Genomic DNA, 14,496 nt, shown 5'->3' on the forward strand with positions numbered 1-14,496 from the left:
TCCTTTTTCATGACTGGTTCTTCTTTCATTCCCACAGTCACAGCCAAACACAAACCTACCGTTCCGTTTTCTTATCCTTTTCTTCCATCTTCCCCCAGATCTCCTCCGGGCTCAGCTTATCAAAACGCCGGAACTGGTAGCCGTCCGTTTTCAAATCAAATCCGCACACACTGTGGTACGGGCAATAATCGCACGCCGTTTTCTGGCCGTTTTTGTACGGCGACGCCGCAATGTTTCCATCCAGAATCTCCCGCCCCATATGCTTCATTTTCCGGTTCACATACGCGCCCAACACACGGAATTTTTCTTCCCCTGCCGCCTGCGAACGCCGCTCAACGATCGCCTCATTTTTAATCGAAACCGGCACAACATCCGAATCCGCCGTCGCCTCCTCGCCCAGCCGGTTATCCAGATGTGCCAGTGCCTCCCGATCGCCGTTTACCAGCCCGTTCATCCGCAGTGCCTTCAAAATATCGGCATTCGTCTCCTCCTCCGACTCCACCGGCTTGCGCTCCACCATCGGATCCTCGATATGATAATAGAAAAGCCCCGCTGGAACCACCGTTTTATCCGGGTATTCCCGCCCGATCTTCTCCATCGCCGCATCCATGTAGACGACCAGCTGCAGCTGCAATCCATAATAAATATCCGTCAGGTCAAATTTCGTTTTTCCCGTCTTGTAATCAATGATCTTAAGGTACAGCCGGTCGCCATCCTCGCAGAGATCGATTCGGTCAATCCGCCCGCGCAGATGGATCGCCTCCTCGCTTGAAAGCGGAATCCGCATCGCTCTCAGGTGATCCATCGGTGAAAAACTGACCTCAAACCCGGCTGGCTCAAAATCACCTTTTTTTAGCTGTTCCGTCAGTGCCCAGATCGTCCGATCCGTGATCCGGTATACCTTCCGTTCCAGATACTGGTTCCGGTACGAGCTTCCCAGAATCGCATTGCCGTATTCCTCCGTGACCGACGCCACACACTCCGCCACCATTTTCTGGCGGTCTTCCTCCGAAATGCCGGAAAACCGGCGATTTTCCTCTTTCATCCGCGTGAAATACATGTCGATCGCCGCATGGAACAGATTTCCGATATCCGACGGGGCAATCTCGTACATCTGCCGTTCCGACAATTCCAGCCCATACGAAAGAAAATGTGCATACGCACACGACGCATACAGCTCCATACGCGTCACACTGCCCCGCAGAATCGGGCTATAGAGCGCCCGCGCCGCCGCCTTCCCGATGCCCGTATCCTGATAGGTATAAAATGCAGCATCCGAGAGCGCCTGCATTTCATCCCGGTACGATTCTGACTGAATAAAGTATCGGTACAGCGATATAAACTGGTCATTTTCCCCGCTTTTTTCATCCTGCAGTCCCCGAAGCACCCAGCTCATGCCAAGCTCCGGCGACCAGAGCGCTTCCTTCTCTTCCTTCGGCTGTTCCAGACGTTTCTCCGGAAATAATTTAAGCAGCTGCAGCATCAGACTCGAAGGACGCATCGCTTTTCCCTCGGCAGAGGACGCCGCACACGACAGATAGAGATAGTCCGATGGCTTTGTCAGCGCCAGATAGAGATAAAATCGTTGCAAAAAGCTTTCCTCCCGCGCGGTCGGCGCCAATTCTACCTGCATTTCCCGCAGCGCCCGGCGATCCGCCTCCGAAAGGATCCCGCCGCGTCCCGAAACAGACGGCACTATCCCGTCATTGACTCCGGCAAAAAACAACACTTTTATATTGGAAAGACGGGTTCGCGTGATATCGCCGACCACGATCCGGTCCACGACCGCGGGGATCAGTCCTACCTTGATCTCCGCAAAACCGGCGTCCAGAATCTCTGCATACTCCCGCTGTCCCATGATCTCCTCGCCAAGAAGCGCCACAATCCGGTCAAACAGATCCATCACCAGCCCATACACCTGCCCGTACTCCTTGGCAAGACTCATATCGCCCACTTCTTCAAACTGCTGCGCCATCGCCGCCAGCTTCTGCTCCATCTCAAGTGCTTCGAGAAAATGGACCAGCGCCTCCGTCCGCTCGCGCACCGTTGCTTTGCGGTTGGAAAACACCTCCCGAAGCGGCAGAAATGGTGTGACAACCGCCTCACGGAACTGATTTAACTCATCCAGATTGATAAGCTCTGCCCCCCGGTACACGCGCTCCCATGTACTGTTCCACCGCTTAAACCCGCGGATTCCAAGCGCAATCACATAATTTTCCGCCTGATAGATCACTTCCGGTGAAAGCCCCGCAAGCGGCATCACCAGCCCTGTTTTCAGGAATCGAAACACCGATTCATAGGAAAAGCCCGATTGCAGCACCTCCAGCGCCGCCCGGATTAGTTCCACCATCGGGTTACTTAAAATATTTTTCTTATAATCAATAAAACACGGGATCTGATTCTTCTCAAACTGCCTCAGAATCTCCCGCGAATATGTCTCCAAGTCGCCGGTAATCACCGCGATCTCCCGGTAACGGATGCCCTCCGATGCCACCAGACGCCGGATTTCTCCGCATAAGAAAGAGATTTCCGCCTGCGGGGTTGCTGCTTCAATTAGACGCAGGCTTTCCCGGTCGTGTTCAGCCGCAGCCCCGCTTTCGTTCCCGCTCTCAGAATGATACACCTTTCCCCTATATCGGAATAATTCATTTTCAATAAATCCCAGTTCCGGGCTGTCCTTAAATCTCCACATTGGTTTTTCTTTCAACAAAATATCCTCATCCCGGCTGCATCCGGCAGCTGCAGCACGATCAATCAGACGGCAGACGGTATGACGGCTCATGTAAAAGAGCTTCTGCTGCACGCTCTCGCGGTACGGATTGTCCTCCGGATCCATCGTGACCGTCACGATCACCTTCCGGCAGCACCGGAATAAGAGTTCCAGAAGCTCATACTGGATCGGCGTAAAGCCCGTATAGCCATCCAGCGTCACAACGCTGTCGCGGATGAGCTGTGACTGCGGCAGCACCTGGCAGAGAAGGCTTAAAATTTCTTCTTTTACGATCACTTTTTCCTCGGTATACGCCTGGAATGCCCGGTATAAAACCTGCATATCCAGAAGCTTCTGGCGCAGCAGCGGGCTTTTCGTCTCCCCGATCAGCGTCTCCAGCTTTTCCTCCGTGATGCCGTACTGGAAAAACTCAGACAGCATCGATTTGATCTCGCTGATAAAGCCCGCCTTGTCCAGATGCCCTCCAAACAGGTGCAGATTTCCCCGGACGCCCGATGAGACGCGCCGCAGAACCATCGATTTTCCCATATCATCCAGCACCGCCAGATTTTCAATCGCCAGTTCCTCAAACACCCGGTATGCCAGACGCTCAAAACTGACAATATCGATATTCATCACGCCATGGTTCGGATGCAGCATCACGATCTCTTTCTGCGTCTGCATCGTAAACTGTTCCGGCACCAGAGCAAAAAAACGTTCGTCCGGCTCTTCCATCGACTGACGGATCAGATTTTCATACAATGTCCGTGTCTTTCCCGAACCGGAACCACCGATTATAAATTGCAATGACATAGTTTTCCCTCTGTCTTTCTGTCTATGTTTTCTGTCAGATACCAAAGCACTTCCGCCCGGATGCATCCCGGATTCCCATTTCTTCCCGGTATTTCGCCACGGTCCGCCGCGACAGCGTGATCCCCGCTTCCGCCAGTTTTTCTGACAGCACGCGGTCGCTGAACGGCTTTCTCGGATTTTCCGTTTTGATCAGATGGCGGATTGCCTCCCGCGGATCTTTGCCTGTTTCCATCCGATTCACCACTTCTGCCTGAACCGCCGTTTCTTCCTGATTCGCCGCCTCTTCCCGATCTGCCAGTCTTCCCTTATCCGTCATCCCAAATCCCCCCGCAGCCATGTGTCTTGAAAAGAAATATGACAGCGGAAAGATCCCCCAGCGGCATTGCAGATATTTTTCACGCACTGTCCGGCTCAGCGTCGGCTCGCTGACCCCCAGCGATTTAGCCGCCTGTTTCTGCGTCCACGGAGCCAGTTTTCCACTTCCTTTTGCAAAAAACTCCCCCTGTACACACAAAATCTCTTCTGCCAGCCGCGACAATGTCTGATTGCGCTGCCCAATGCACTGGCAGACCCATTCAGCCTGTCGGATTTTTCCCTCGATGTAGTCCTTCGCCTCCGTCTCGGTATCTTTCTGCTTCATCAATGACAGATAATACGGATTGATGGCAATCTGCGGCAGTGTCTCATCGGAAAGCTGCATTTCAAATCCGTGTTCCGTCTGTGAGATAATTATATCTGGTACAATATATTTATTATAGCTCTCATCCCCATATCCGCTTCCCGGTTTGGGATTCAGCTCCCGGATCCGCGCTGCTGCCAGAAGCACTTCCTCCAGCTTGCAGGAGCATGCACGGGCAAGCTGCTTCATCTGGTTTTTCCCCAGCAGATCCAGATGGTTGGAAATGATGCGTGCCGCCAGAATTTCGGTTCGCATCGTTCCATTCTGAACAATATCAATCACCGCGCCGCCGTCTTCTGCCAGGTAAGACAGCTGCATCAACAGACACTCCTTCAGCGACCGTGCCCCGATACCACACGGTTCCAGCCTGCCAAAATTTTTCCAGATCCGTTCTCCTTCTGTCTCCTCAATTCCCAGCCCAGCGCAGAGTTCTCCAAAATTCACGCTGAGATATCCGCTTGCATCCAGATTTTTGATCATATAGCGGAATATTTTTTCTTCTCTTTTCGTCAGATGCAGCATACACGCCTGTTCCAGAAGCGATTCCAAAAGCCCATCCTGGCTTCGTCCCGGCTCTAATCGTCCCGCCTCTTCTTCCTCATCCTGATAATAGGTCTGGTTCTGGCGGTCAAGGCTGGCAAGTTCTTCAAATCTGCGGATTTTCTCGTTCAGCTCTCCATTTTCTTCCAGCCGTCCGTTCTCCGGCTCCCGCTCTTCCAGATCCACCACCGGATTTTCCAGCGCCATCTCTTCTATGTACTCTTTCAGCTCTATCTGCCCCATCTGAAGAATATTTGCGGATTGTATCATTTTCTGGGACAAGGTCTGTTTGAGCTTTAACTCCTGTTTCAGTTCCATCGTACCACCCCTGAAAAGATGTAAAACGCCCAGATGCCTCGCCGTTTCTGCCTGCGAAGTACCTGGGCGTCCTGTCTTTTGCCTGCCTAATTACTGATCCAGCTCGTCCTCGCCGACCAGCTCATCATATTCCTGCTCGTCCAGAAGCTCGTCAAACGCATCTGCCACGATCTCATACTCATCGTCGTCCTCGATGTTTTCCAGGTTCGGCTGTCCGTTCTCATCCTCGCTGTAACGGTACAGATATACCTCTCCGTCCTCTGCCTCGATGTCATCCATCGGAAGAAGGGCAATATAATCCTTGCCGCCTGCCGGGAAAATCGTCAGAACAACACACTCAATCTCTCTGCCGTCATCCAATGTCAGAGTCACGGTCATCTCCTCGCCGTTGTCGATCTCTTCCTGCGTCATATTCTTATTATCTGCCATATTTTACCTCTTTCTTTTCTATGCCTTTTCTACGTCCCACAAGATCCGTTGGCGGAATCCTGTCTTGACTCCACTGTATCAGAGTATTCTGTAAAAATCAAGACTTGACTTCCTCATTGTCCTCTTCATCTGCCGCCTCGTTACTGTTCACGCATACGTGCCCAGTAACGGAATTTGCCGTGGCTTCGCATTTAAATACGGCAAATTCCTGCTGCCGCCACGTTTTCTTACGGCACTTTCGGTTCCAAAAGTGCCTACCCGTGTACAGTATCGCCGCTTCATTCCGATACGCCGCCATCTATTCCAGCCCCTCATCCGGCACCTGTACGCGCATTCCACGTGCAAATGCCCGGTTTAAGCGGATTGTGTGCCGTGCCAGCGGGTTAAACAGCATATAGATGCAGAATACCGCCTCTATAAATTCGATTGCCGCCGCCGTCACCAGCATGAAAACCAGCGGAAATGGCAGCCACCAGCTCATCTGAAGCAGCGATACGCCGCCCCACACGATACTCGCCCCACGCCCGATCAGCATCAACACCGTAAGCACCGGGCTCTCCCGCAGCATAAGCATATACCAGCCATAAAAAATAAACGGTCCCAAAAGCGTCATGACCGCATTTGTTTTCTCCATTCCATAGACAAATGTCATAATCAGATAAAACAGGCAGTACAGAACCCGCACCCCCGTCAGAATCCGTACCATCCAGTGCAATGCCTCATTCTGCTCCCCGTAACCCGGAAGTGTTTTTTCCATCTGTTTTCCCCACATTGCCCATTCCCGCTGCACTGTAGCGTACTCCGGACGATGCTTTCTCTTTATAAATCCCATTCAGAGTCCCCTCTCTAATATTCAATTCCCCGCCGCGCCAGGATTTTCCGGTCAAACGGATGCTTGATTTTTTCCATCTCTGTCACGTAATCAGCCCGCAAAAGCAGCTCCTCCGGCGGTTTCCGCCCCGTCATCACAACTTCCAGATCCGCTGGTCTGTGATCCAGAAAATCCACTATATCCGCCAGCTCCAAAAGTCCCGAAGAAAGAGAAGCGCAGACCTCGTCCAACACCAGCAGAACATCGCAGGTTTCATTATTCTGTATTTTCCTGCTTCTTGAATCTTCCGTTTTCCCACACCGCTTCACTGCCTCACAGCACGCTGTCTCAAACATACTTTTATAATAATCCGCCGCCTCCCGCTTCACCTCATCGGTCATTTTCCACGTGAATCCAAATGTTTTTTCACAGGGAATCAACGTCACCTCCGGGAGCCGCTTTAAAATCTCCACCTCCCCAGACTGATCCGTTTTTAAAAAGCGGGCAGCAACTACCTGTTTTCCCGCTCCTGCTGCCCGGACCGCCAGACCGATCGCCGCCGTCGTCTTTCCTTTTCCGTCGCCGCAGTACAGATGTACACATCCCATATATTTTTCCTTTTCTTTCTTTTTATCTCGCTTTTCAGCGCACCGATACCAACTATCTTATCATATCAAACTGCCAACCACAATATTTGCCCGATTGAAAATTTACATTGAAATATTTCCCCATATACGCAATCTGGCGGTCTGATCCCAAGGACCAGAACCGCCAGAAAACCAAACTCAATGATTCAATTTTACCAAACTTCTAACTTCAAACTTCTAATTTTCCTATTTGAATGCAGCAACCAGCTCTTCCGCATCCTTATAACCTTGTTTTTTCAGTTCCCCGATATACCACTCGGTTACTGGTTCTACAACCGCCTTGAAGGAATCGATATCCAGATCCTCATACGGGATGACCTCGACACCATTCTTGGACTGCCATCTGGAGAGGATCTCGTCGTCGCCTGCGCGGTTGATCTCGCGCTCGTACTGAACAGCAAGTTTGCCGCACTCATCGACTACTTCCTGCTGCTCCGGTGTCAGGCTGTCGTAAATATCCTGGTTGATGCAGAAGAACAGGCAGTCATAGTTTGCATTCCACATGGAAACGTATTTCTGTACTTCCTGTACGCTTGCCGCATCAATCGCCGGAAGCGGGTTCTCCTGACCGTCTACCGTACCCTGCTGCAATGCCGTGTAAGTCTCGGACCAGTTCATGTTGGTCGCATCTGCGCCCCACAGCTCGTAGCACTTCATCAGAAGGTTTGAACCAGCCACACGCACTTTCAGGTTCTTCATATCTTCCACGGAATGAACCGGGCGCACGCCGTTCGTGAGCTGACGGAAACCATTTTCCGCCATACCCATACAATGCAGGTCATAGGAAGAAAGAATCTCATCCATCTTCTGGCCAGCCTCGCCGTCCAGCTTCGCGTCGGCGTCCTCCACTGAATCAAACAGATACGGCAGCGATACCACGTTGAAACGCGGGTCAAATGCCGAATAAATCAGGTTGCTGTGCATCGAAATCTGCACCGGATCTCCGTTCATCAGCGCCTGGATGCCCTCGGACTGGTTTCCACCGGTCAGCTGATCCGCTGCGTAAACATCTACTTTGACCTTGCCGCCCGTTGCCTGATCCATGAGCTCGCCAAACTTGCGTCCTGCCTGTGCCCAGGTACTGGTTTCTGTCGTGGAACACGTAAAGTTCCAGGTCATTTCCGGCCAGTTCAGGTCACTGTGATCTTCCACCTGATAGGTCGAAGAATTTTCAATGCCCGCCGTCTTAACTGCACTAGCCGCATTTTCAGTAAAGGTGTTTACCAGATCCTCTGCATCATCAAAGCCCTGGGTTTTCAGTTCTCCGATAAACCATTCCGTTACCGGCTCAGCTGCTTTCTTAAAGGATTCGATGTCGAGATCCTCATATTTCAGCACCTCCACACCGTTCTTAGTCTGCCAGCGATCCAGAATCTCCTCATCGCCTGCACGGTTGATCTCACGCTCGTAAGCAACTGCCTTACGGCCTGCCTCATCAACAACCGCCTGCTGCTCCGGTGTCAGGCTGTCATACAGCTTCTGATTGATGCAGAAGAACAGGCAGTCATAGTTTGCGTTCCACAGGGAAACATATTTCTGTACTTCCTGTACACTCGCCGCATCAATCGCCGGAAGCGGGTTCTCCTGCCCGTCTACCGTGCCCTGCTGCAGCGCCGTATACGTCTCGGACCAGTTCATATTGGTCGCATCTGCGCCCCACAGCTCATAGCACTTCATCAGAAGGTTCGAACCAGCCACACGCAGTTTCAGATTCTTCATATCTTCCACGGAACGAACCGGATGTTCGCTGTTGGTCAGCTGACGGAAACCATTCTCCGCCATACCCATACAATGCAGGTCATAGCTTTCTAGGATCTCAACCAGCTTGTCGCCCGCCGGACCATCTAAGACTGCATCCGCTGTTTCAACAGAATCAAACAGATACGGCAGTGATACAACATTGAACCGCGGGTCAAATGCCGAATAAATCAGGTTGCTGTGCATCGAAATCTGCACCGGATCGCCGTTCATCAGTGCCTGGATGCCCTCAGACTGGTTTCCACCGGTCAGCTGATCGGCTGCGTAAACATCTACTTTGACCTTGCCGCCGGTCGCCTGCTCCATGAGCTCGCCAAACTTGCGTCCCGCCTGTGCCCAGGTGCTTGTCTCGGTTGTGGAACACGTAAAGTTCCAGGTCATATCCGCCCAATCCAGATCGCTGTAATCGCCGATCGTGTTGAAATCGTCATTGTCTGTCTGGGTGGTTCCGCTGTCGCCTCCGGCTGTCTCGCCATTTTCAATGGCTGCCGCACTTCCCAGTGCCGCCGGCAGACAGGTCGAAATCTGCGGAATATAAGTAATTATCAGTAAAACAACAATGGAAGCGGCTACCATCGGAACGACTGCCCTGGAAATCTCCTGCAGCGTTACGCGGATACCGTCTCTTAATTTGATGCCGATCGCGACAAACAGGTTGACACCGACCGGAGGTGTTACCTGACCAATTGCCAGGTTGACCGTTGCCATGATACCAAATGCGATCACGTTGTAGCCCAGTGCCTTGCAGACCGGCAGCATGATCGGGATGAAAATGTACATCGCAGAATTTGCATCAATAAAGCAGCCCGCGATCAGGAAAATAATGTTACAAATCAGCAAGAAAGTAAACTGGTTGCCTGCCACTCTTGCTAACAGTTCGGAAGCAGCCGTCGAAATACCGAAACGGGTGCAGACAAAAGAGAACAGCGACGCACACGCTACGATCAGCATGATGCCGCCGGTGGTCTTTGCCGAATCAATCAGAATTTCCCACAGGTCTTTAAATTTTACTTCCTTATAAATAATCATACCGACAAACAGACCGTACACAACGGATACGGCTGCCGCCTCGGTCGGTGTAAAGATGCCTCCGTAGATACCGCCCAGAATGATGACCGGCATCAAAAATCCCCAGAATGCATCCTTAAATGCGTTCCAGCGCTCTTTTGCAGATGCCTTCTCTACGTTGGACGGCACGACATGATTGCGGCGTACCTCCAGCATAACGACAACTACCAGAGCCAGACCCATCAGGATACCCGGAATGATGCCTGCCATAAACATATCTCCGATGGAAACACCTGTGATCGACGCGTATACGACAAACGCGATACTCGGCGGGATGACGATCGCGATGGAACTGGAAGTTGCCATCAATGCCGTCGAGAAGGCTGCGGAGAAACCGCCCCGCTCTATCATCGCCGGAATCAGGACCGCACCCAGGGCCGCTACCGTCGCCGGACCGGAACCGGAGATCGCGCCGAAGAAGCAGGCTACGATGATACACACATTCGCAATGCCGCCTTTTCTGTGACCGACACATGTGTCAACGAAACGGATCAGGCGCGTGGAAATCCCCGCCTTCGCCATGATATTTCCGGATAATACGAAAAACGGAATCGCCAGCAGCAGGAATTTACTGATGCCGGAGTAAATATTCGTCGCTACAATCGTTAAAGAAGTACCGGAATACAGGATCGCCGCTGCGGAAGAAAGTCCCAGACAGACGGAGATCGGCACATTCAGCACCAATAATACGAAAAAGGTAATAAAAAGAACTGCGCTAACCATTTACTTGTCCTCCTTTTTCGTACACTCATCGAGACAGAACTCGATAAAATGAAGAATCATGCACGCCGAACCGATCGGTACAAAGGACCAGAAGATCCACTCCGGCCAGTTCAGCACAAAGGTACGTTTCTGGTTCGCAAGCTGCGCCAGTACCTTGTCCATGCCATAGTAAAATAAGATTCCCATAAAAAGAACCGAAAAGATCGTAATCAGAATCATGACCGGCTTCTTTGCTGATTTCGGCAGACGCTCTGTTACCAGATTTAAGCCTACCAATCCGCCCTCACGCGCAGACAGCGCCGCGCCAAGCAGTGTAATTAATACGAAAATGGCAACAACCAGCTCCTCTGTAAAGGACCAGGACTGGTGAATCACCTTACGGGAAAATACATTTCCCACCGTCAGTACAAGGATCAGGAGCATCGTGACTACCAGCACGGTTTTCTCAACCATCGCCACAATATCCATCAGCTTTTTATATCCTTTCATACTGCGCTCTCCTCCTAAAATAAGTATCTCATTTTTCCACATTTCTGTCGGCTGTACGCATTCATCTGAACGTTTTTGTGTCATAGGACGCAATTTCCTAAGGCATAAAAAAACGCCCCCAGATAATAGGGACGAATGAAGTGCCAGATTTCTGCTAAATGTTCTGTTTTTCTCGGAAAACACGCAAACATATGCAGCACCAAACAAACAAACGCTGCTCCCGCTTGTGCGGGATTCGTACAAAAACAGTGACCGCCGCGCCCTTGCTCTCAGTCAATCGAGGCATGAACGGTTCCGTTTTCATATGGAACAATATCAAACTAAAATTAAATATTGCTGATATGGAATATATTCTACACTTTTTTAATAAATACGTCAACCATTTTTATAGACTACGGTCTATTTAATAAAAGCTGCGTAAAAATAGCATAAAAGAAATAAAATTCTTTTCCCTCAACCTATTGATGATTTGATTTTTCTATACTATAATAAACATCATACGCTTTAAAGTGCGAAAATCTTTTAGACAATACAGGAGGATGAAACTCATGGGATTTGAATATGTCAGCAAGCTGCCGACCCCGGACGAGATTCGTGCACAGTTTCCACTGGCACCGGAGCTGGCCGCAGAAAAAGCTCGAAAGGACGCTGCTATCCGTGACGTCTTTACAGGCGACAGCGACAAGTTTCTTGTCATCATTGGTCCGTGCTCTGCTGACCGGGAAGATGCGGTTATTGATTATGTAAACCGACTTGCCAAGGTACAGGAGAAAGTGAAGGACAAACTGATTCTGGTTCCTAGAATCTACACCAACAAACCTAGAACAACCGGTGACGGCTATAAGGGACTTTTACACCAGCCAAATCCGGAAGGTAAGCCAAACTTATACCAGGGTCTGATCGCGATCCGCAAACTTCATATGCGTGTGATCGAAGAAACCGGCTTCTCGACCGCAGACGAGATGCTATACCCGGAGAACCTGACCTACCTTTCCGACGTTATGTCCTATGTTGCAGTCGGCGCACGTTCCGTTGAGAACCAGCAGCACCGCCTCGTTGCCAGCGGCATCGACGTACCGGTCGGCATGAAGAACCCGACCAGCGGCGCACTCTCCGTCATGCTGAACGCCGTACACGCAGCACAGCACGGTCATGAGTTCATCTACCGCAGCTGGGAAGTAAAGACACAGGGCAACCCGCTGACCCACACCATCCTGCGTGGTGCTGTCAACAAGCATGACCAGTGCCTGCCGAACTACCATTACGAAGACCTGAAGCTGCTCTTGGACCTCTACAACGAGCGTGATCTGAAGAATCCGGCCTGCATCATCGATGCAAACCACTCCAACTCCAACAAAAAATACATGGAGCAGATCCGTATCGTCAAGGAAGTACTCCACAGCCGTCGTCACTCCGACGATATCCGTAACTTCGTCAAAGGCGTCATGATCGAAAGCTACATCGAACCAGGCAGCCAGAAAGTTGGCGAACACATCTACGGAAAATCCATCACCGACCCGTGTCTGGGATGGGAGGATTCCGAGCGTCTGCTGTATGAAATGGCTGAAGGATTATAAAAAATAGGTATCTGTACTGAACAGTTACAAAATTAGAAATATGTAGAAAAAAAGTCCGGTGGAAAAGCTCCGCCGGACTTTTTTTCGTTAGGAATTCGGATTTCAAAAAGGTTAAAGGATTAAATCTTTTGTATCATGCATTTATTATGGTTATAGTATATCATGCCTCTCTCCAAAATGTTTGTATTCTCTTTAAATAAATTATGAAGAAATTCTTAAGATTCACCATTTCGATGCAATAAAAATCGTCTTTCCTGCATTATATTAATTTAACGTTCTTTTTTACTGCACATCCTTAAACAGATCACAAAAATCAAAGGTCGCAAAATAATCCTTCGGTGTCTCTGCCCGGCGGATCATCTCCACGGAACCATCCTCTTTCAGGAGCAGTTCAGCCGAACGCAGCTTTCCGTTGTAATTGTAGCCCATCGAAAAACCATGTGCGCCGGTATCATGGATGACAAGGATATCGCCCATATCAATCTTCGGAAGCATCCGGTCAATCGCAAATTTATCATTGTTCTCGCACAGGGAACCGGTTACATCGTATTTGTGGTCGCACGGCTCGTTCTCTTTTCCCATGACCGTGATGTGATGGTATGCGCCGTACATCGCCGGGCGCATCAGGTTGACTGCACACGCGTCCACACCGATATACTCTTTGTAGGTGTGTTTCTCATGGATTGCCGTTGTCACAAGGCAGCCATACGGCGCCAGCATGAAACGTCCCATCTCTGTATAAAGCGCTACATCGCCCATGCCAGCCGGAACCAGAACTTCCTCATAAACCTTGCGGACGCCCTCGCCGATTGCAAAGATATCGTTCGGCTCCTGATCCGGGCGGTAAGGAATGCCAACGCCACCAGACAGGTTGATAAATTTAATATCTGCGCCAGTCTCTTCTTTCAGCTTGACCGCCACCTCAAACAATACCTTCGCAAGCATCGGATAATACTCATTTGTAACCGTATTGCTTGCAAGGAAGGCATGGATACCGAAATGTTTCGCACCTTTTGCTTTCAACACCTTGAATGCCTCAAATAACTGCTCGGTTGTCATACCGTATTTCGCATCGCCTGGGTTGTCCATGATATCATTGCTGATCTTGAACAGTCCGCCCGGATTGTAACGGCAGCTGATCGTCTCCGGAATATAACCGATCGTCTTCTCCAGGAAATCAATGTGCGTAAAATCATCAAGGTTGATGATCGCGCCCAGCTCGGCAGCCATCTTGAATTCCTCCGGCGGTGTATCGTTGGAGGAGAACATGATCTTCTCGCCATCGTACTTCATCGCCTTTGCCATCATAAGCTCTGTCAGCGAAGAGCAGTCCACGCCGCATCCAAGTTTCTTTAAAATATCAATTACAAATGGGTTCGGTGTTGCCTTTACAGCAAAATACTCTCTGAATCCCTTGTTCCAGAAAAATGCACGCATCAGGCGCTCGCCATTCTCGCGGATTCCCTTTTCATCATACAGGTGGAACGGTGTCGGGTATGTTTTCTTGATCTCCTCCAGCTGCTCCCGTGTTACAAATGGTTTCTTCTCCACTTTTACATCCTCCGAACTAAAATCTACATATAAAACCTAAAAGTCTGGACTACCGGGAACATACACTACTCCCGGCACGCCCAGACTCCTTTGTCCTGCTACTATTTATACACCAAAAACCGTGTTTTATCAACTGATTTCCCTGATTTCCCGAAAAACGCCCACAAATGGACGGTATTTTGTTACTGTTCACGCATACGTGCCCAGTAACGGAATTTGCCGTGGCTTCGCATTTAAATACGGCAAATTCCTGCTGCCACCACGTTTTCTTACGGCACTTTCGGTTCCAAAAGTGCCTACCTGTGAACAGTAACTGGTATTTTTCTCCTTTTCTCCGCCAGGACACAGACTCCGGACAAATTGAATCATTTTCCAGATACATC

Annotated in this window: 9 protein-coding genes; 1 reads left to right on the plus strand and 8 read right to left on the minus strand. The window is 50.3% G+C overall.

Annotation, left to right across the window (positions count from 1 at the left end):
- Positions 1 to 55 precede the first annotated feature (55 nt).
- The 7 genes from addB to C7U56_RS04615 form a co-directional block, all read right to left on the minus strand.
- Entirely contained in the window at positions 56 to 3,523 is a 3,468-nt protein-coding gene (addB, locus tag C7U56_RS04580; RefSeq protein WP_107000323.1) for a helicase-exonuclease AddAB subunit AddB, read from the minus strand.
- A 34-nt stretch (positions 3,524 to 3,557) separates the two neighbouring features.
- A complete protein-coding gene (gene rpoN, locus C7U56_RS04585; protein ID WP_107000324.1) occupies positions 3,558 to 5,060 on the minus strand; it encodes an RNA polymerase factor sigma-54 in 1,503 nt (500 codons plus the stop codon).
- Between the two features lie 90 nt (positions 5,061 to 5,150).
- The gene (locus C7U56_RS04590; protein WP_022358993.1) at positions 5,151 to 5,489 is read right to left on the minus strand and encodes a DUF1292 domain-containing protein; all 339 of its coding nucleotides are present in this window, start codon (positions 5,487 to 5,489) and stop codon (positions 5,151 to 5,153) included.
- Between the two features lie 298 nt (positions 5,490 to 5,787).
- Complete coding sequence (locus tag C7U56_RS04600; protein WP_107000326.1) at positions 5,788 to 6,321, minus strand: hypothetical protein; 534 nt, start codon at positions 6,319 to 6,321, stop codon at positions 5,788 to 5,790.
- 14 nt (positions 6,322 to 6,335) lie between these two features.
- Entirely contained in the window at positions 6,336 to 6,908 is a 573-nt protein-coding gene (locus tag C7U56_RS04605; RefSeq protein ID WP_107000327.1) for a cob(I)yrinic acid a,c-diamide adenosyltransferase, read from the minus strand.
- A 225-nt stretch (positions 6,909 to 7,133) separates the two neighbouring features.
- Positions 7,134 to 10,496: a TRAP transporter large permease subunit gene (locus C7U56_RS04610; protein ID WP_107000328.1), complete on the minus strand. Its 3,363-nt coding sequence runs from the start codon at positions 10,494 to 10,496 to the stop codon at positions 7,134 to 7,136.
- Complete coding sequence (locus C7U56_RS04615; RefSeq protein WP_107000453.1) at positions 10,497 to 10,985, minus strand: TRAP transporter small permease; 489 nt, start codon at positions 10,983 to 10,985, stop codon at positions 10,497 to 10,499.
- A gap of 548 nt (positions 10,986 to 11,533) precedes the next feature.
- Between C7U56_RS04615 and C7U56_RS04620 the strand changes: the two genes are divergently transcribed.
- A complete protein-coding gene (locus C7U56_RS04620; RefSeq protein ID WP_107000329.1) occupies positions 11,534 to 12,562 on the plus strand; it encodes a 3-deoxy-7-phosphoheptulonate synthase in 1,029 nt (342 codons plus the stop codon).
- A gap of 282 nt (positions 12,563 to 12,844) precedes the next feature.
- Here the strand turns inward: C7U56_RS04620 and C7U56_RS04625 are convergent, their stop codons facing one another.
- A complete protein-coding gene (locus C7U56_RS04625) occupies positions 12,845 to 14,113 on the minus strand; it encodes a diaminopimelate decarboxylase (RefSeq protein ID WP_107000330.1) in 1,269 nt (422 codons plus the stop codon).
- Positions 14,114 to 14,496: the final 383 nt, after the last annotated feature.

The organism is Clostridium fessum, assembly GCF_003024715.1.
GTDB classification, from domain to species: Bacteria; Bacillota; Clostridia; order Lachnospirales; family Lachnospiraceae; genus Otoolea; species Otoolea fessa.